This window comes from Olivibacter sp. XZL3, from assembly GCF_004368405.1.
GTDB lineage: Bacteria > Bacteroidota > Bacteroidia > Sphingobacteriales > Sphingobacteriaceae > Olivibacter.
This window is the reverse complement of record NZ_SBJH01000122.1, coordinates 18,885-37,812: the sequence shown is the minus strand read 5'-3', so window position 1 is coordinate 37,812 and position 18,928 is coordinate 18,885. Positions and strand designations below refer to the sequence as shown.

Annotated in this window: 17 protein-coding genes; 4 read left to right on the top strand and 13 right to left on the bottom strand. The window is 41.7% G+C overall.

The features are described 5' to 3' along the window. On the top strand, positions 1-190 hold a 190-nt coding region (locus EPX21_RS22860), incomplete at its 5' end, for a hypothetical protein (protein ID WP_206106135.1). Between the two features lie 53 nt (positions 191-243). On the opposite strand, the gene EPX21_RS22550 is transcribed toward EPX21_RS22860, so the two are convergent. From EPX21_RS22550 to EPX21_RS22500, 11 genes are all read right to left on the bottom strand, one after another. After that, on the bottom strand, positions 244-1,518 hold the full coding sequence (locus EPX21_RS22550; protein WP_134092152.1) for a glycosyltransferase family 4 protein: 1,275 nt from the start codon (positions 1,516-1,518) through the stop codon (positions 244-246). Between the two features lie 3 nt (positions 1,519-1,521). Further along, a complete protein-coding gene (locus EPX21_RS22545; RefSeq protein ID WP_134092151.1) occupies positions 1,522-2,076 on the bottom strand; it encodes a serine O-acetyltransferase in 555 nt (184 codons plus the stop codon). Then, positions 2,073-3,134, bottom strand: a complete 1,062-nt coding sequence (locus EPX21_RS22540; RefSeq protein WP_134092150.1) for a glycosyltransferase family 1 protein — start codon at positions 3,132-3,134, stop codon at positions 2,073-2,075. The genes EPX21_RS22545 and EPX21_RS22540 overlap by 4 nt, the downstream gene beginning before the upstream one ends. A gap of 17 nt (positions 3,135-3,151) precedes the next feature. Continuing rightward, positions 3,152-4,159, bottom strand: coding sequence for a glycosyl hydrolase 53 family protein (locus tag EPX21_RS22535; protein ID WP_166670863.1), 1,008 nt, complete (start codon positions 4,157-4,159; stop codon positions 3,152-3,154). Beyond that, the gene (locus EPX21_RS22530; protein ID WP_134092148.1) at positions 4,143-5,441 is read right to left on the bottom strand and encodes a hypothetical protein; all 1,299 of its coding nucleotides are present in this window, start codon (positions 5,439-5,441) and stop codon (positions 4,143-4,145) included. The genes EPX21_RS22535 and EPX21_RS22530 overlap by 17 nt, the downstream gene beginning before the upstream one ends. A gap of 20 nt (positions 5,442-5,461) precedes the next feature. Beyond that, a complete protein-coding gene (locus EPX21_RS22525; RefSeq protein WP_134092147.1) occupies positions 5,462-7,789 on the bottom strand; it encodes a polysaccharide biosynthesis tyrosine autokinase in 2,328 nt (775 codons plus the stop codon). Positions 7,790-7,835: 46 nt separating this feature from the next. After that, positions 7,836-8,636, bottom strand: coding sequence for a polysaccharide biosynthesis/export family protein (locus EPX21_RS22520; protein ID WP_166670862.1), 801 nt, complete (start codon positions 8,634-8,636; stop codon positions 7,836-7,838). Positions 8,637-8,666: 30 nt separating this feature from the next. Further along, positions 8,667-9,803, bottom strand: a complete 1,137-nt coding sequence (locus EPX21_RS22515; RefSeq protein ID WP_134092145.1) for a TDP-N-acetylfucosamine:lipid II N-acetylfucosaminyltransferase — start codon at positions 9,801-9,803, stop codon at positions 8,667-8,669. A 94-nt stretch (positions 9,804-9,897) separates the two neighbouring features. Next, positions 9,898-10,977, bottom strand: a complete 1,080-nt coding sequence (locus EPX21_RS22510; RefSeq protein WP_134092144.1) for a DegT/DnrJ/EryC1/StrS aminotransferase family protein — start codon at positions 10,975-10,977, stop codon at positions 9,898-9,900. 49 nt (positions 10,978-11,026) lie between these two features. Further along, the gene (locus EPX21_RS22505; RefSeq protein ID WP_134092143.1) at positions 11,027-11,920 is read right to left on the bottom strand and encodes a glycosyltransferase family A protein; all 894 of its coding nucleotides are present in this window, start codon (positions 11,918-11,920) and stop codon (positions 11,027-11,029) included. Positions 11,921-12,221: 301 nt separating this feature from the next. Continuing rightward, entirely contained in the window at positions 12,222-12,977 is a 756-nt protein-coding gene (locus tag EPX21_RS22500) for an N-acetyltransferase (RefSeq protein ID WP_134092142.1), read from the bottom strand. A gap of 366 nt (positions 12,978-13,343) precedes the next feature. Between EPX21_RS22500 and EPX21_RS22495 the strand changes: the two genes are divergently transcribed. The 3 genes from EPX21_RS22495 to EPX21_RS22485 all read left to right on the top strand — a co-directional run bounded on the left by EPX21_RS22495 (position 13,344) and on the right by EPX21_RS22485 (position 16,134). Further along, positions 13,344-13,853: a UpxY family transcription antiterminator gene (locus EPX21_RS22495; RefSeq protein ID WP_134092141.1), complete on the top strand. Its 510-nt coding sequence runs from the start codon at positions 13,344-13,346 to the stop codon at positions 13,851-13,853. Between the two features lie 65 nt (positions 13,854-13,918). After that, a complete protein-coding gene (locus tag EPX21_RS22490; RefSeq protein WP_134092140.1) occupies positions 13,919-14,296 on the top strand; it encodes a helix-turn-helix transcriptional regulator in 378 nt (125 codons plus the stop codon). A 98-nt stretch (positions 14,297-14,394) separates the two neighbouring features. Then, positions 14,395-16,134 (top strand): phospho-sugar mutase, encoded by a 1,740-nt coding sequence (locus EPX21_RS22485; protein ID WP_134092139.1) that lies wholly within the window; start codon positions 14,395-14,397, stop codon positions 16,132-16,134. Positions 16,135-16,369: 235 nt separating this feature from the next. On the opposite strand, the gene EPX21_RS22480 is transcribed toward EPX21_RS22485, so the two are convergent. Together EPX21_RS22480 and EPX21_RS22475 are read right to left on the bottom strand one after the other, a co-directional pair. Beyond that, on the bottom strand, positions 16,370-17,266 hold the full coding sequence (locus EPX21_RS22480; RefSeq protein ID WP_134092138.1) for a glycosyltransferase family 2 protein: 897 nt from the start codon (positions 17,264-17,266) through the stop codon (positions 16,370-16,372). Positions 17,267-17,286: 20 nt separating this feature from the next. Then, on the bottom strand, positions 17,287-18,723 hold the full coding sequence (locus tag EPX21_RS22475) for a lipopolysaccharide biosynthesis protein (RefSeq protein ID WP_134092137.1): 1,437 nt from the start codon (positions 18,721-18,723) through the stop codon (positions 17,287-17,289). Between the last annotated feature and the right edge of the window lie 205 nt (positions 18,724-18,928).

Below are 18,928 nucleotides of genomic sequence, written 5' to 3'. Positions count from 1 at the left end.
AAAAGCTTTCTTTGATTCTTTCATGGCCAAAATCAGAAAAAACCCAAAGGTGATGGGAGCCTTTATCTACGAACTGTTTAACGAGCCGGAAAAAAATCATTCGGAAGAATCTTATTACGGCATCATTAACTGGACGCAACCTTACAGCACCTATAAGCCAACCGCTTTTGCTGCACCGATCTTAAAATAATTGTTATAAGCTAGTTTATCACTGCATACCAAATAAAGCGGCATTTAGCCGCTTTATTTGTTTAAGCTCGAATATAATTCCGTGTATTGTCGCGCGTTCTCCGAGACACTAAACTTAGCAGCATAGTCCTTCGCATGTTGCCCTTTTTCATGCAGTTCGCTCCTGTCGTTGATAATATCCGTTAAAATCGACGACAAGGCATGCGCATCATCCATATTGAAAAGCCACGACACCCGATCGTCGTGAAGCTCAGTAAGCCCCCCTCTCGCGGCCATGCAAACCGGCACACCATAAGAAAAAGACTCTATTACCACACGTCCAAAAGGCTCGTTCCACACCGACGGCACAATTGTCAATTGCACTTGCTTATAAAAATCAGCGGGCTTAACCTTTCCTAAAAACCGGCAATTGACGCCTTTCAGCTGTCTCGTCAAATAACTTATATATTCTTGAGGCCCATCTCCTGCCAATAGTAACTCAAATGAAGAGGCGGGCACTACCTGTATCAATTGCTGGATCTCGGCAGCAAGATACTCAACCCCTTTATCTTTAGCGATCCGGCCCATATACCCTATTGTCAACGTTTGCTGCGACTTCTCACTTTTCGGCGCTACAGGAAGCTTCACTGCATTGTAAATAACTTCAAAATGCGATGACGGCCCGGCGTCAATCTGCTCTTGGTGTTTCTTTACGGTAAATTTGCTGACACCGACGAGCACGTCAGGCTTATCCAATAACCATTTTTTCGGAAGATGCGTCAATTTGCAGCTTTTACATATTCCATCACAATTCCGCGTTCCGTTAAACATATTGCACTTATGGCACAAAAGATAATAGTCGCGCATGGTATGAACCAAGGGCAGATGCAAGCGCTTGATGGTTAACCAAATGGCCGGCGAAAACCCCATCACGTTATTGGTATGGACCACATCCGGCTGTATTCTTTTAAGAAGGTAGGATAATCTAAAATGGTAAAAGGGATTCAGCGAATCCAATAACAGCCAAGCAGTAGTGGCTAAAAATCCATGCTTTTTGTTATCGTACACAGAAGAAATGTTCTTCGAAACAAAGCGGATAACGATTACACCATTTATTCGGGCGATCTCTTCCTTTTTTCCGATGGTAAAAACATATACTTCATGGCCATTCCGAACCAACTCCTCGGCAAGTAGCTGCACCGATACTTCGGCTCCGCCAACCAACTTTGGATAGTAAAAGGTATTGAATAAAACGATCCGCATTTTTTTGTTCATGGTTCGGTTATTTAAAGAACCACCCTCACGCCCTTCTCCCAGACAGGCCGCTATCTGCTCGGTTAATAGAGTCATATGTTAATCGGTTAACAAGGGTTTTCTAAGACTTTTAACTAAATAAGAAGACTGTGATAGTTTTATTAACGATGCTTCTTCCAAACTTTCGGTTACCACACAGTTAGCACCTACAATACTTCCAGCCCCTATAATGACCGCTCCGAGTAATTTTGCACCGGCACCTATCACACAATCCCTTCCCACTTGTGGGAAGCCATCCCCTTCTGGAGTATACTTCCCTTGTGTCTTTCTTCCCAGCGTTACACCGTGATACAAAACCGACCCTTTTTCTATAATGGCACCTTCCCCAATAACTAAGCCTACACCATGAATGATAATAACGCCTCCCTGGATCTTCGCCTTATAGTCAATATCAATAGCGTATAATACCTGAATAATCCGCGTAAAAAGCAAAGGCAATAAGGGGATCCTTATACGATAGAGCCAATTCGATAAGCGATAGACGAACAAAGCATGAAATCCTCTGTTAGCAATGATCGCCATAAGGGGATGCAACTCGTATTGCGCCCTTAATTCTTTGAGGTCGTACCAGGAACTCTTTAACCATGTTGTCATACTTGATAAATTACATTCAACAACGTCTTACTTGACTTTTCCCAGCTAAATTTTCGGCTCCTTTCCATATTTTTATCGATAAGCGCGTGAATCTGGCTTTCCTCTGCCTGAAGAAAGGCCTTGACGGCAGCCTCCAAGCTGGCCGTCGAATAGGGATCAAAATAAAAAGCTCCGTCTTCCGCAATTTCCCTGTACACTTCAAGGTCCGACAGAATGAGCGGACACCCGCTGGCCATTGCTTCCACAACGGGTATTCCGAAACCTTCATAAAAAGAAGGATTTATCATAGCTTTTGCCCGGCGATAAAGATCCGCCAGTTCATTATCATCGCATTTGTCTAACACCGTTACATTAGCGGGAATAGTAAAATTCACCTCGTTAAAGCTTTTTATTTTCGCACCGACGATCACTAATTTTTGATTGGCATTTGACGGCTTTGAAAAAAAGTCGATGATCAAATTGATATTCTTCCGCGGGTCCATGGAACCGACAAATAAAAAGAAGTCGTCTTTAACATAGCTGATGTTGCTGGTCGACGCTGCATTAAACTTATCTGCAGGGGCATTATATACCACCGAAACCTCGTCACGGGCGATCCCCAGCTGTTCAGTTATCTGTTTCTTTGAAAACTCACTCACTGTGATTAATCGCTTCGCCCGCTTTGCCAATCGCGGAATCATAATGCTATAGTACCGGGCAAAAGACTTGGTAAACCAAGAAGGGTTCACCGCATACGACATATCGTGTATACATAAAATCTGGTTTTTGTCGTATAAGGTCCCGATATTACAGAGACTAAGCAAAACATAGTTTTGCTGCTTTTTTAAGTATTTCGGTAGACTGAGATGCTCCCATAACAGCCTCGACTTGTGTCCGTCTACTTCCCGTATCAGGGTTTCGGGAAAAGGATTGGATGCACGGATCATTTGGGGAGGCACCAATATCTCAACATCTTCACCAAAATCAATCAGCTTTTTTACAATTTCAATTGCGTACCGATGGACGCCCGTTACTCTATGGGCTAAAAACTTCCCATTTACGTATATTTTTTTCCTCATATTCGGCGGTAACAATGCTATTTATGTGTATTAATGAATTCTTTAAACGTGTGATAGATGGGCTTTTTTTGATAGACACCATCCTTTAAATAAAGCAGCCCATAACTCATTTCGTCCGGATACCTACTCAAAGCGGGCTGATCAAATAGCTCATAAATGAAAAAGCCCTTAATTACTTTGTGCTTGGTGATGTCTGCTAAACTGCTTTCTACATATTCATTCTGCTTGGCAAATGAGGTTCGCCTGTTTCCTCGGTAGGTATTGAACTCGGTTATCCACACTTCTTTACCATAGCGCTCGGCAATCTTTGGCAAAAAATCGCCATAAGGGGCAACCACATTCGTGATATTTCCCATGTTTGAATACCAGTGATAACCGATAATGTCGTAATTTATCCTATACTGCTTTAAGATATCCAGATAATACCAGTGAACCCAGGTGAGCGACATACTTACTTTCAATGACGGCTTCTCTTTTTTCATGCCGTCAACCATGCCCTGCAGCAGCCACATCTGTTTAGCAATTAAATCGCTTTGATAATGTGACGCTTTTCGTCCGTCGTTCTTGGGATCCTTTTTCATCAGCTTCAAATCCCATTCGTTCCCCACTTCCACAACTTCTAAATCGCTTCCATACAGCTTCATAAATTTACGTCCCAAGGTGAAATACTCCGAATAAACGGATGCCGAATCTGGATTTGGTTTTTTGCTTCCGCTCGGAAAAATGGCCAACATCGGTTTGATTCCGACAGACCTTAACCGCCTCAACAATTCTTGAAAATACGGGGCATTCCGCGCCTTCCCTTCCCCGTTTATCGGAACGTCGATTCGATAATAGTTCACGCCAAGATCCCTTAATATCCGAATCTGCTCGTTCATCGTACTATATTTATATGCCTCTTGGGTAAGGGGATGTCCGTTTACGCCCCAAGCAAAATGCTGATCATCCCCTTGGCCATACAGATTCGAGGAAAAAACTAGCAGGAAGCAGCTAACAAAAACGCGCACGCTAAGAAGTTTGTTCATCAGTTCTCTCATTACTTTTATCAACCAGCACATGGCCAAGCGCTAAATAAATCCACATGGAAGGATATCCAAACTCGGGGACGGTCAGCATCAAAATGAGGAACAGACCGATAAGCCCGAAGCAATAACACATCCATATATCCCTATCAATCTTCCTGAGTTTCAGTAAATTTGCAAAGAAAAAGGCACTAAAGGTAATTAAGCCTAGCAGTCCGCAATTCACCAACAAGGTGGTTAAAAAGTCTGTTGACCGGATGTAACCGAAGCCTATTCCAAACAATTGGTGCGGAGCATCAACATCCACCCAATAGTCATAATGACGTGTAATCCAGCCCGATCTACTTTGCTTTGAACCGCTATTGCCACCCAGCTTGCTGGCAAACACCGTTTCATAAACCCCTTCCATTTTTTCGCGTACCGGATCTATTTGAAGCGCAAACAGGAAAACAAGCGCAAAACCTAAAAGATAAAACAGCTTCTGATATTTCTTTTTGTAGATAAACCAAGCGATCTGAAATAAAATCATTGCGCCATAAGCCGTGGTAGAAAAGGTCAGAAATAAACATCCAAGCAAAAGGATATTGTCAAACCTGTTCTTCAGTGCATGGGTCAGCGCCCAAAACGGAAAAACTGTAAAGGCAAACATCGACGGTTCGCCCGTTAAGCTCTTCATACGAAGCACATGGAATCCGGCTACATTCATCATTTGCGACAACGAACCCGACCCTTCTTCATTGGAAAAGGTCCTATTGGTTAAGAAGTCGCCTGTCGTTCCGGTCACTTGGAAGTATAAAATTTCGTACAAGCCATAGGCACATAATATCCGCAATCCATAGTACACATATGTTATTACCTTTTTGTCGGAATAATATTTTACAAAAAGATAAATGAAAAACGACATGACGAGGTACATGGCCTGCGTAATGTGGGTAGAACGGAAAAATGTATGCAATAAGTTGCCTCTGTCGACCAGTAATAGTTTATCACTTAACTTCAGGTCCAGTGCCAGGTTCAAGGACTGAGAAACCAAACTGAAGAACAAGAAAACCAACACAAAGGCAAATAATTCCTTAAAAAAAGAATATTTATATCTATTCTCCGGAAGGATCACCAGTAATCCCATCAATAAGGCCGCCAAAACAGTCGTCATGGTAGTACCTTGCACCGAAGGCACTACTAAAAACGATGTGATAGGAAAAAATAGCATCATAAAATTGACGTAACGATTAAAAAAAATCGTAATGTCTGATGTCTTCTCCAGCTGATAATCTGCTACAAGCATAGCATTTCCTTTTTTATGTTTTATTTTCCGAACGTTCTTTTCCAAATCGATTTACTGCCCGGTTCCTCGTGATCGTAACCATAGCCATACCCGTATGCCTGGTAGCCCGAGAATCGCGCATCTACATCATTCACTACCAAGTACATATCGCCCAGTTTATTTTTTCGCTTCAACTCGTTAATAAACTCGATCTGCTCTTTCTTGGTATAGTTATGCCGACACACATATACGGTCATCTCCACGTATTGTTGGATAATCATCGCATCTGATACAAGGCCAACCGGAGGCGAATCAACAATGACGTAATCAAATTTCTTGCTCAACTCGTTGAAAATATCTGTCACGCTGCTTTCCAAGAGAATTTCAGAAGGGTTTTCAGTGCGTGTACCGGCCGACAACAAATAACAGTTGCTATGCTGGCTGGGGATAATCACCTCATCCAAGGTATGCGTTCCGAGTACAACGTCGGTAAAGCCGAGGGTTGCTTCATTAATACCCATCATTTGAGCCAGCTTTGGCTTTCTAAGGTCAAGCTCTACGAAGACCACCTTTTTCCCGGTTAATGACAGTGCATTCCCTAAGTTCAATGACATAAAAGTTTTTCCTTCGCCATTGACACTCGACGTCACCATCAAGGTTTTAGAGGCCTTCGACTGCAGTGCATAGTAAAGATTGGTCCGCAAACTTCTAAATCCTTCAGACAAGATGGTGTTCGGCATTCCTTTACCTATTGCCAATGTCTGCGGCGTGGCGTTATGCGCAATTTTTCCGATAATCTCAATATCTGTATATCGTTCGATATCCGATTCGGAATTCAATTTCGTACGGACCAGTTCTTTTCCATTGATAAATCCGAATGGCACAATTAATCCCAACAGGCCTGCCATGATATAGATAATGCTAGGCACTGGCTTAACGGGGCCATTGGTACTTTTCGCTTCATCTACTATTTTAGCAGATTGTGCATTGGACGATTTCGCAATGGTTGCTTCCTCTCTTTTCTGTAAGAGATAAACATATAATTGCTGTTTTAGCTCTTGCTGCCTGCTGAAATTCACAAATGCCCGTTCGCGTGCAGGTACTTTGCTGATCTGGCTATTGTACCCGCTGTTCTGCCGACCCAATTCGGAGCTTGTCATCTGAAGCTCTTTCCTATAAGCGCTGATATTTTGCAGGAGATTACTCCGCTCAGATGCTATCTGATCTTTCAGATTTTGCAATACAGGATTGGAATCGGTATACGACAATTTTTTCTTCTCATAGTCTTGGATTAACGCATTATACTGATTTAAAGAAGCAGCAAAAGACGAGTTCTGAATGACCGTAGAACTAGGTATGCGCTGGTTCCGGGGATTCTTCACATAGGTTTCAAGCTCGCCCATTACTTTTAGCTGCGCCTCTTGTTCCTTTAACCTGTTGTAATATTCGTTGGCGTTTCCAATTAATATTCTCGATTGCTCAGATAGATCAGTAATGCGATTGCTACTTCTGAAGGTCTCCAACTGCGCCTCCACATCGTTTAATTCGGAAGCAACTAATGCCAAACGATCATCAATAAAGACGAGTAAACTATCGGCAATACGTATTTTTTCATTACGATTGTCGACCAAATATCGCTCCATTAGACTTTGGAGGATCTGCTCACCACGTTTGGGATGTGGATAGTATAATTGCAGATTTACCGTTGTCGCTTGCTTATCGCTCAGTTCAACCGTATAGCTCGACAGCAGGCTGCTAATGGCTGCATTTTCGGATATTACATTTACGATAAAGTTTTGTCCGACAGGTAATTTTTGAACCATCGGCTGCAAGGTCAGATCGTATTGTGCAGTTTGTATAGGCTCGTTTAGACCGACAACCTTATTCAATTGTTCATCCTCATTTACAACCTTCACTTTACCGCTTGGCAATAACTCTATTTCGAAATTCCGCTCTTTAACTGAATCCGTTTTTAGATTGACAAGCGATGCGTCAAAAGGAGCGCGATCATACAGCTCTACAAATTTAGGCCCGTTCTTCTGGCCTATCTTTATATTGAGTTTCAATTCTTTAACAACTTCTCGTGCAAGCCGTCTTGAGCTCAATACATCAAGCTCGTTTAACACATTCTCACTTGGTTTCAGTAACGACGAAAGTCCATTATCATTAGCGAACGTAGTGATAGCCTTACTTTCTGCCATATTTTTCTGATCCTTCAACATGATAACACTCGATACCAAATATTGAGGGGTTGCATATTTTAAGTAAAGGAAGGCCAGACCTACAAAAATAACAACGCTTAAAAGAAAAACTTTCCAATAGCCTAACGTTCGCAAAATGAACGATTTTATGCCTTTATCTTTTTCCATGCCGCTTTGGGTTTTAATATGTATAATTTCATTAAAAAGTCGGTAATTAACGCCAAATCGCTATACCCAGTGAAATCAAAGAAATGAGTACACTCAGGTATCTGGTAGAGGCCGTATCCGCATTTAAAAGTTTTGATCGAGCCGGTTCCACATAAACCACGTCGTTTTGTTTCAGGTAAAAGTAAGGCGACTCGAAGACGTCCTTTGACGTTAAGTCCATTTTGACTGCTATGGCCTTGCCCGACTCATCCCGGCGGATCAACATCACATTGTTCCGCTTAGCGAACATGGTTAAATCGCCAGCAAAGGCCACTGCATCTAAAACGGATGTTCTTTGATTCGGAATGATGAAGATTCCAGGGTTTTTAACCTCTCCCAAAACAGACATTCTAAAGTTTGCGAAACGCATGCTTACGGTAGCACCTTTAAAAAACTCTTCCGCACGGAGCCTTACTTTCTCCGTTGCTTCGGTCATGGTTAAGCCGCCTACTTTGATGTTCCCTAAAACAGGTATATCAATGGTGCCGTCGTGGGCTACCATGTAGCCCGTAATCATTTGATTATACCCACTCGTACTGATGTTACGTGCAATTCCCGGCGTAACATTGTTTCCATTATTAATAGCTTCTGAAGCTTCTAAATCCACGGTATTAACACGGATATTAAGCACGTCGTCCGATTGAATTTTCACTTCTTCAAATTTTGTCATGTTGAATTCGGTGCCGGATTTGACTTGCGGCATATCTTGAAAATACTGAAGCTTCTTAGAGCTGGAACATGACGCCAGAAGCAGGGCGCCTAAGATTAATAATTTTAACTTTTGTAACTTATTTGTTTTCGTTTTCATACAAGATTTCATTTTTATAGGTAGAAAATATTAAACGGCTTCATGTTGCATCGCTACTTCTTTGCTGAACAACTGCACGTACATCTTATTAATTCGTTTGTTTGAAAGAAATTCAGCAGCCAGATCTGCGTTCTTCTTTAAATCGATGGTCTTAAAAATTGAATCCACTTTTTCTATCATGCCTATATCAAAGATTTCAATTCCCATCGCCCGTAAGTACGGAAAGACTAAATTTCGTCTATTCATAAAAACGAGTTTGCCCATCAATAGCGCCATCCACACATTTCCCATGCCGACAGGTCGTATGGAGTTACTGATAAACACGTCGTACTGATCAAAAACCTCTATATAGTCGGTAAAGCTGACGTATTTGTCGAGATAGCTGATATTGCCGTTGGCACCTATCGTTTGAACGGCATCCTTTAACAACTCGATGTACCGCTCATTCCCATAACTGATCGGGATGAGGATTTCTTTGAAAGGAATATTATTTGTCTTTTGTATGGCGTCCAGGTGATTATTAGAAGCAACGCCGGAATTGCCGAGAATACACCGAAGTTCAGTTATGCGCTTTCTAGACGATTGAGCGTTGCCGAAACGTCTTCTCAATACGTTGGCATCCATCTCGAACATATAAGCAAACTGCTGGTGTTTGGCACGTAAGCCTTTGATATTACGAACAGCATATTCGTATTCCGGCTCAATCCAGGTGAGTATATTATCAAATTTGCTGAAGATTCTCGGTAAGTTGACACGCCTTATTACATTTTTTGGACGCCAATAACCCAAATTGAAGGAGAACCGCTGAGTGCTTACTTTCTTTACTATTTCCTTTGTAAGGAGCTCGTAAAGTGGATAGTTCACCAGGTCAGAGCTATAGAGTTCTTTTCCCCAGATCATCCAATTAAGCTCTTTAAAAGAATGTTCAAGCACCCAATCATACATGTCTGGCGTGAAACAGTGAATAAACACCTTTTTGTATTGCCGGGTATCTCCTATCAGGTCCTTTTCGCACATCCTACCGTGTACTAAGTCGCTACGTTTGATGAATTTAAGGGGGCCACATTCCTTAACTATGAAGATGTTATTTTCAAGCAAATTGAGAGATTCGAGCTTCTCTACAAAAGGGTCGAAAAATTTTTCATCGTCTATTAAATGTAAATTCATAACAACTGTAAAAGTGAAGTTGACTGAGGTACTACTTTCTGTAGTTACCTTAATTTTGTTTTAGTATTAACCACAAGCCTAAAAGCTGTCTTCTTTAATTATTCTGCACGCGGAGAAGTATCCGACAAACGAAATCTACTTCTTCGAATGATAAACTGTTATAAAGCGGCAAGCATAATACCCGCGCTGCCATGTCTCTCGCAATGGGACATGATGATGCATCTACATAATTGAGCGTATCTAATGATGGATAAAAATATCTGCGTGGATAAATCCGATTGTTGTTAAGCTCGTCAATACTCTTTAACAACCTTTCTTCGCTTGCAAACACAACTGGATAATAGGCGTAATTGAAAACACCTTTCGGGTTGATTTTAAGCCTTTGCACTTCTAAAGTGGACAGCCGTTCATCGTAATAGCTATATAGATCTTTTCGGTATTGTGTGAGGGAATCTATATAAGGAAAATTCGCCAATCCCATAGCCGCATGGAACTCTGAATTCTTGCCATTAATTCCTACCTCGCTGATCTGATCTACGTTGCTGAAACCAAAATTCCGCATATAAGCGATCTTTTTTAAGAGCTCGGCAGAAGAGGCAAAAATGGCGCCTCCTTCAATGGTGTGAAAAGTTTTTGTTGCATGTAAGCTTAAGGTGCTGATGTCCCCGTAATTAAACACCGATTGCCCCTTATACAGGGTACCAAAACAGTGTGCGGCATCATAGATCACTTTCAGCTGGTGTTTATCGGCAATCGCTTGTATCTGATCGATCGCACAGGGGTTACCATAGACGTGGGTCGCAAGAATGCCCGTGGTTTTATCGGTGATAGCCGCCTCAATCTTAGTCGGATCTATATTGAATGTTTCTGGGTCGATATCCACAAAGACCGGCTTACAGCCTTGCCAAACGAGCGCACTCGTGGTGGCTACAAATGAAAATGGAGTTGTGATTACCTCACCTGTAAGACCTAATGCTCTAATCGCAATCTGCAAGGCTATGGTACCGTTGTTGACAAATATCATATGCTTCACATCCAGATGTTCCTTCAGCCTTAACTCTAAATGGTTAACTAAAGGGCCATTGTTTGTAAGCCACTGCCTGTCCCATATGTCTCTGACATAGGCGAGATACTCTTCAACTGGTGGCAAGAAAGGTTTGGTAACTTGAATCATAAATATTGAATTTCAAATGAAATATCCTATTGATCGAGTATGACAGCGATCACCGCCTAAGAATAAACTTTTTTATATAAAATTTTGAGCGTTGAAATAACTGTGGAGCGCCCGAGGTTTTCAATCCTAATTGACGCATAACAGCATGTACATTGTCGATGGAAGCTCCCTTACGGTTAAGCATCATCTCGTATAAGCTCACGGCATATCGATCCTTGAGCTCGCTATTCCATATATTTTCTTGTTTAAGGTAAGACGCGATTCGAATCCGTAAATCCACATAATTGTTAACAATGCGCTCCATGCCTTCTTTGCTACGAGGCCTCGAAACAGAACCGGACTCTTCATAAATGCGAGCACCAAGCGCTGTGTCATAAATGACGCTGGCGCCCGATTTAAGTATACGAAACAGGAGGTCATACTCTTGGGAAGAGCTCAGGTTCACATCCCAACCATTCACGGCCGTCAAGGCATCTCTCCGGTATAAATTAGCACTGGTGATACCGGCGTTGGAACGAAGGATAGCTTGCCAAATATTTGTTCCGTATGGCGTAAAAAAGTTTTCCTCCTTGTTCAACTCCACATATACCCTAGTAAAAGCGCCGATGACCACATCTATATCTGCTCCTGCCAACTGTAGTTGGCGCTCCCACTTCTTGGGAAGTAACTCATCATCTGCATCCAAGAATTGAATCCATTCGCCTCGGGCTATTTTTAGCCCGGCATTTCTAGCGTGACATGCGCCCTTTTTCCCTTCAGACAGTGCGGAAACCTTAGTAGGATACTGCATCACATATTGGTCAATAAGTCGCTGCGTCCCGTCTGCCGAGTTATTATTAACTAAAATCATCTCCCAATCGGCATGCCCCTGTTTTACTACGCTCTCAACTGCCCGTGCGAGAAAACGTTCACAATTATAACAAGGTATTATTACACTAATCATCGAGAATAATTTTAAATTTTATATTAAAAAATCTAACATTAATATTAACACGGCGGTGCTTAACAAAAAACCAATCATCACAAAGCTTCGCCATTCCACTTACAGTGGTTACCTTCCGACAAGTCGATTTTCGGTATAACTTTACCGTCTTCTTGCACTGCAAAGATTGTCAAATCGTCAATAAAAAATGCGCTCTTGGGGCATTATGATAATAAATAGCGCATATAAACGAAATAATGTTGATTGTTACACAAAATCACACGGATTAACACAGCAATCGTGCATCGCATGAAAATAGCGATTAAACAAGTTCTAATTGATTTACAGGCTTACTCATTAATAAAGCCTTGTCAACTAAATTAAAGGCTAATTTTTGTTCGCTTATATAGCCGATAGAGGTCAGGTTTTTATAAAGCATGGCCGCCTTTAAAAGCTTTAGGCACGCCAATAGGGCTTGATTTTTTACGATAAGCGTTCTGCCGGCTAATATAGTTCCGATATAGGTGCTGCCGTAATAAAGCTGCTGAAAACCGAAATCATCGGCCTTGATATGAAAAGATGACCAATCCAAGTCATCGAGCCTATCTTCGCCTGCGATTGCGGCTTGCAAATCGTACCAATAAGTACAGTCCAAAGGCTCCATGCCAATACTTAGGTACCAACTTAAAGCGCGACTGTTTTTTTCGAAAACGTGGAGTTGAAACAGGTAGTCCCTTGCTGGCAATGTGCTTCTAATATCGTCCATCGCCCGAGTCAGCAAAGTGGTGCCGATCCGACTTCCGCGCACGCGATTATCCACAACGATGTGTTTGAGAAAAATAATACCATCCAAGAATTGAAAACAGGCAAAGCCGCAAAGTTCATTGGAAGCCGTGTTATACACATAATAAGTGGCATAAGATGGATGATCAAGAACAGACTGAAAAAATCGCAGGTATCCGTTATCCTGGTGAACAAAAAAACGGGAGACATTGGGGTCATAAGCGGTTTTCAAAGATTCGCAAATCGCTTTAACCAAATTTCTATCAGACCGTTTTAACTGGCGAACCTCGTACATAACTTTTGAAATTAGATTACTGAACAGCGCAGAACATAGCTATTCATCTTCGACAATTATAGCACAGCTTTTCCAAAAAGTCATCTTCCGTTTTAAAACTGTAGAAAAAAACGTATATAACTGCACATATGACCACGGAATTGCGCTTTTCAAGCTTTAAAAACAAAGACAAAACCACACGTTCACACTAAGACGTGACATCCCTCACACATTTAGGCCAAAGTACACACATTAGCCATAAAATGCGCTACAAAACAGTGAAAACCTCCTAAAAGAAGGCTATAACAGGCTAAATTTGACCTTAAATCGCTGTGTTTTCATGCGAGAGAAATTCTGATTCGAAAACACGACAAGCTAACAAGTAACATGAAAAAGCAAAAACAGTGGATAGCCATCTACACCCGGCCTAAATGGGAAAAAAAAGTGAATCACTTTCTCTTACAGCAGGGAATAGAGTGCTTTTGTCCATTGATAAAGACGAAAAGGCAGTGGGCAGATAGAAAGAAAATTGTCGAAATTCCTTTATTTCCTTCATACGTCTTTGCTGAGGCAGACCAACTACAGCAATATCACGTTGAACAGATAGCGGGCGTCGTAGGCATCGTACATCACTGCGGAAAACCTGCAACGGTTACAAAGGAAGAAATTAGCCGAATCAAGTCATTACTTCAAGCAGATTATCAAGACTTGGAATCCGTTTCTTTCGATCAAGTGAGCGCGGGCGATCGCATCAAAGTAAAAGCGGGGGTGTTGTCCGACTGGCAAGGAGAAGTAATAATGGTTAAAGGCAAATCGGTGGTCATGGTTTTGGAGCAATTTAACTGTGCACTAATTGCAAAAGTAGATGTTTCTCAAAAAAACCTGCTACCAGCTTAATGATTTCATCTAAAGAACGTAAATATTAGAACACTAAAAGCAAATCTAACCTAATGCAAATTACAATGGAGAAACACTATGGCCATATCATAGAAAGAATTATCAGACGCAATGGTTACAGCATCAGCGAGTTAGCGCGACTAACTAATGTAAATCGGCGGTCGATTTACAATTGGTTTAACCAAAAGAGCCTAAAACCAGAGATAATTTTTCGGATAGGGTGTGCATTGAAACACGATTTCTCAGAAGAATTTCCGGAATTGTTTACAGAAGACGAATTTCAGAAGGTAATCGCTCCAGAGAAAACAACACCCGACGAAACACCAGCCGCTACGAGCGAGGGTACCAGCAATTATTGGAAGGATAAATATATCAAGATCTTGGAAGAGTATAATCGTTTGCTCGTCAATCAAGTGAAGAAAGATCCTAAAAGCAATAAATAAGCAAAATATAAGCTTTACTTCTTACTTTTTTGACGATAATTAATTATTTTGCAGATCGATTATTATTCATGTAAAGCTACTTAAAACGACATTTACTTATGGCAATTAGCAACTTAGCTCCCTCCGTTAAACAGAAAATCGATGAGTGGTTGGGTGGTGATTACAATCAGGAAACGAAAAAGTCTATTCAGGATCTTCAAGACAACGAAAAATGGGATGAATTAAATGATGCATTTTACAAAGACCTCTCATTTGGAACCGGAGGTCTGCGGGGTATCATGGGGCCTGGTACCAATAGAATGAATAGTTACACCGTTGGAAAGGCTACGCAAGGTTTAGCAAATTATTTGAAGAAAACCTACCCCAACGAGACAGTGAAAGTAGCGGTAAGCTACGATAGTCGAAACCTGTCTTCCCTGTTTGCACAAACTGTTGCCGACGTATTTTCCGCGAATGATATCGTGGTCTATTTATTCAGCGCACTACGCCCTACTCCAGAACTCTCTTTTGCCATTCGTGAACTCGAGTGCCACAGTGGTGTCATGATTACAGCGTCTCACAATCCAAAAGAATACAACGGCTATAAGGCCTATTGGCGCGATGGCGGACAGCTGGTCGCACCGCATGATAAAAATGTGATCGATGAAGTGAATAAACTGACCATTAGCGACGTACTTTTCTCTAAAAAAGCAGAACTGATCAAAACGCTTGATCAAGAAATAGACGACAGCTATATTGGCAAACTCGCTGGCCTATCGTTGAGACCTGCTGTAGTGAATGAGCAAAAAGACCTCAACATTGTATACTCTCCTATCCACGGCACGGGCATTACCGTAGTCCCTAAAGTGCTGGCAAAATGGGGATTCGAAAATGTGCACGTTGTTGAGTCACAGGCAGAACCGGACGGCAACTTCCCAACGGTAGTTTATCCGAACCCGGAAGAGGAAGAAGCCATGTCTATCGGTTTGCAGGAAGCAACCAAACTGAATGCAGATCTTCTGCTAGCAACCGATCCGGATTCCGACCGTGTCGGCGTAGCGGTAAAAAATTTAGAAGGTAAATTTATCCTGCTAAACGGCAACCAAATAGGTTCTTTGCTGGTGGACTATGTATTAAGTGCAAAACAGGAATCGGGCCAGCTTAAAAGTAACGACTACACATGTAAAACGATCGTTACCACGAACCTGATAAGCGATATTTCAAAAAGCTATGGCGTCAATTGCTACGAAGTGCTAACCGGCTTTAAGTATATCGGTGAATTGATGACCAACCTTTTGGAAAAAGAGACCTTTCTGGTTGGAGGAGAAGAAAGTTACGGATTTTTGGTGGGAGACCTGGTACGCGATAAAGACGCCGTTGTATCCTGTGCCTTCATAGCAGAAATGACGGCTTACTATAAAAGCAAAGGCAAAACCCTGTTCGAAGCGTTGATTTCTTTATATACAAAATATGGTTTTTATAAAGAGCAGCTAGTGTCCTTAACAAAAACAGGCCAACGCGGTGCCGAAGAAATCAAATCGATTATGCATCGTTTGCGAACGGAAACACCAACAGCCTTGGGCGGCACTCAAGTGGTCCTGCTGAAAGATTACGAACACCGGGTAACCACTGATCTTCGCGACAATTCGCAACAGCCGATAGACTTGCCTCAATCGGACGTACTGCAGTTCGTTTTAGAAGATGGCAGTGTTGTCTCTGCAAGACCGTCTGGTACAGAGCCAAAGATCAAATTTTATTGCAGTGCAAAGCTTCCGCTTGCAAGTCAGCAAGACTTTGAGGATCTCAATAGCGCGCTCGATAACAAAATCAAGGAGATGATAAAAGATCTGCTCGACTAAAGTGATGACTCGAATCAGATTATGCATAAAAAAAACCGTCTTCTAAGACGGTTTTTTTTATGCCAGATTACGCGTTAGGAATTAAAACGAAAAGGAAACAGGCATGAAATAGGGAATGAGGCATACCGGGGTATGGTGAATGAGCTATTGAAATGGATGTAAAGGAGCATTTCATTGCAGTTCATGAGCTAATGCGTATTCTGGGTTTATGTAATTGCCTTTCAGAAAAAACACATCACTGTCGATTAGCCGTCTTTCCAAAAACGACTTTCAGTTTTTCAAGATTCATGCTGTGCTTGATATATCTTCTCAATAAGAATACCTTGATTTTTTGATATAAAGTCAATTCCTTGCCGTAACTCCTCAACATATGAAATGTATAGGTAGAAGGTTCAAAGGTTTTTAAATAGTCTACAATGGCACGTTTCTTACTTCCATGCAAGTGGTGAGCAGTACCGCCCCCCACCCGCTTCGCTTTCTTTAACAGCTCATCCATATTTCTGCGCGCAGGATGGAAGATCCTAACATGCTCTCCATACGCAATCGTAAAGCCCTGATCGGCCGCCCTCTTGCCCCATTCATAATCGCCGCCGGAAAATAAGTTCTCGTTAAAAAGGCCTACCGTATCAAAGACATAACGCTTACTGAACATGTTCCCGGTAACACAGACACCGCTTGCCTGCACGGTTTCAGCCTGTTTAAAAGCAAATACCTTCTCGTAGATTTCGGCATTCGTTGGGCGGCCTTCTTTTTCGTAAAAGATTTCAATATTTCCGCCGATCCGGTCGCAAGACTCTTTTTCGAATAAATCAACGGCAGCAGCTATCCAATCTTTATCCGGCAGACAATCTGAGTCGGTAAAACCAAAAATATCGCCCGTAGCATGCCTGATACCTGTATTTCGAGCGGCATAGGAGCCCGACTTCGCTTCATCAAGCAAGGTAACATTCTCGGCTAAATAGTCTTGTAGAAAATCCGGAGCTACCTCATCCGGGTCGTTATTAATTACGATCACTTCAAAGTTTTCTTTTGGCCATGACTGCTGGTTAAGTCGATCCAGACATAGCGCTAAACGATACCAGTCTTTATATGTAGGAATAATGATAGATACAACGGGACGCAATCCTTTCATATTAAATATACACTATTAAGCTATCTTCTCAAGGTTTTAAAATGGGACATAAGTTCGCCTCCCATCATTTTATATATAACAAGTAAAAAAATAAGTCCCATCAGGACTCCTGTAACGATAAAATTCACATGAGCAACGTTAAAAAGTAATACACCCGCTAAATAGGCCAATAGTGACCCAATTACCGGCGCTTTTATTTCGGAAAAAAGCTCATTAGTCGAAATCTTTACCGAAAGAAGGTATTTAAATGCATATTGAGCAATTGCCACATTAAAGACCTTGTTGTACAATACCGCCCACGAAGCCCCTACGATTCCTCCAACATAAATGCCGTAGGCCAATGTAGGAACGTAAACGACCGCCTTGATAATCTGAAGCTTCATTTCCAAACCCGGCCTTCCCAGAGCCCTGATGAGCACCGTATTGCTATTGGTCAACATCTGTATCATGATTGATGCAGAAAGTATCTGTAATGGAATAATCGCCGCCTCCCATTTGGCACCGAAAAAGGTTAGCACAAAAGGTTTTGCCAAGGCGAAGAATAGGGTCATAATCGGAAAAACGATGACGCAATTATAACTGACCACTTTTAAATAATATCTTTTTATGGCCACGGGATCCGATTGCTTCTTGCCATATAAAGGATACATCACGTTATTTATCACGCCCATTAAACGGCTCCTAAAAGTATCCGTTAAAACAAAAGCAAAGGAATAGGCTCCTAAGAGCGAAGCTGAAAGAAGCTTACCGATCAGTAAGTAGTCGATATTGTTTATAACGTAATTTACCAGATTTGTGCCCGAAGCCAGCACGCCAAAGCCGAATACATCTTTGAAAGCTTGCTTACTCCATTGAAACTCGGGTCGCCATTTTGTCGCCTTAAAATAAAAAGGAATCGCAAAGGTAACGATGGCAAACGAATTAAAAGCTAATGACCACACACCCGCTCCGCTAAGTGCGAGAATAATGGAAAGCACACCTGCAACAATATTCGCCGCTCCTTCTATACTGGCTATCTTTTTAAACTCCATCTTTTTTGATAGCTGCGCCTTATTCACCAAGTTGATCGGGGTAAACAAAATCCCTAAGCTGATCACCGGTATCAAACTTCTCAGTCGTTCCTCATGGTAGAACTCAACGGCTAAGGGTGCAATCACTACACTCATCAATAGAAACAAGAGTACAGACCATATAATACCTGTCCAAAAAGCCGTATGGTAATGAACAGGCTGTAGCTGTTCGTCCTTTCGCTGAATTAAAGCTGCTCCAAAGCCAAGGTCGGTAAGCACTTGCACAAAGCCGGTAAATACGGCGGCCATCCCGATTAATCCGAACTGCTCGGGCAAGAGTAGCTTGGCTAATACTAACTTTACAATAAAGGCAAATGATTGATTGATTACTAACTGAGCCCCATTCCAAAAAACGCCTTTTAAAACAAGAGTTTTAGAACTATCCATGTTTTAATTACTTGATGTTGAATTTCGTCGTAAAACTAAGGCTTAAATCTGTAAATAAAGGGCAGTGAGAAATGAACGTTCCTTTTATGAGAAACACGAAGCAGAAACCGCTCTAAAATGTATAAAAACCACAATAAATCACGACTATTCACAGGTCAAACTCCCTCCAGCCTTCTTAATATAATATAAAACCAGCCTTTTATAA

Coding starts and splice junctions, on each gene's coding strand:
- EPX21_RS22550 (WP_134092152.1), bottom strand. CDS start 1,518: ATGACTCTATTAACCGAGCAGATAGCGGCCTGTCTGGGAGAAGGGCGT.
- EPX21_RS22545 (WP_134092151.1), bottom strand. CDS start 2,076: ATGACAACATGGTTAAAGAGTTCCTGGTACGACCTCAAAGAATTAAGG.
- EPX21_RS22540 (WP_134092150.1), bottom strand. CDS start 3,134: ATGAGGAAAAAAATATACGTAAATGGGAAGTTTTTAGCCCATAGAGTA.
- EPX21_RS22535 (WP_166670863.1), bottom strand. CDS start 4,159: ATGAACAAACTTCTTAGCGTGCGCGTTTTTGTTAGCTGCTTCCTGCTA.
- EPX21_RS22530 (WP_134092148.1), bottom strand. CDS start 5,441: ATGCTTGTAGCAGATTATCAGCTGGAGAAGACATCAGACATTACGATT.
- EPX21_RS22525 (WP_134092147.1), bottom strand. CDS start 7,789: ATGGAAAAAGATAAAGGCATAAAATCGTTCATTTTGCGAACGTTAGGC.
- EPX21_RS22520 (WP_166670862.1), bottom strand. CDS start 8,636: ATGAAAACGAAAACAAATAAGTTACAAAAGTTAAAATTATTAATCTTA.
- EPX21_RS22515 (WP_134092145.1), bottom strand. CDS start 9,803: ATGAATTTACATTTAATAGACGATGAAAAATTTTTCGACCCTTTTGTA.
- EPX21_RS22510 (WP_134092144.1), bottom strand. CDS start 10,977: ATGATTCAAGTTACCAAACCTTTCTTGCCACCAGTTGAAGAGTATCTC.
- EPX21_RS22505 (WP_134092143.1), bottom strand. CDS start 11,920: ATGATTAGTGTAATAATACCTTGTTATAATTGTGAACGTTTTCTCGCA.
- EPX21_RS22500 (WP_134092142.1), bottom strand. CDS start 12,977: ATGTACGAGGTTCGCCAGTTAAAACGGTCTGATAGAAATTTGGTTAAA.
- EPX21_RS22495 (WP_134092141.1), top strand. CDS start 13,344: ATGAAAAAGCAAAAACAGTGGATAGCCATCTACACCCGGCCTAAATGG.
- EPX21_RS22490 (WP_134092140.1), top strand. CDS start 13,919: ATGGAGAAACACTATGGCCATATCATAGAAAGAATTATCAGACGCAAT.
- EPX21_RS22485 (WP_134092139.1), top strand. CDS start 14,395: ATGGCAATTAGCAACTTAGCTCCCTCCGTTAAACAGAAAATCGATGAG.
- EPX21_RS22480 (WP_134092138.1), bottom strand. CDS start 17,266: ATGAAAGGATTGCGTCCCGTTGTATCTATCATTATTCCTACATATAAA.
- EPX21_RS22475 (WP_134092137.1), bottom strand. CDS start 18,723: ATGGATAGTTCTAAAACTCTTGTTTTAAAAGGCGTTTTTTGGAATGGG.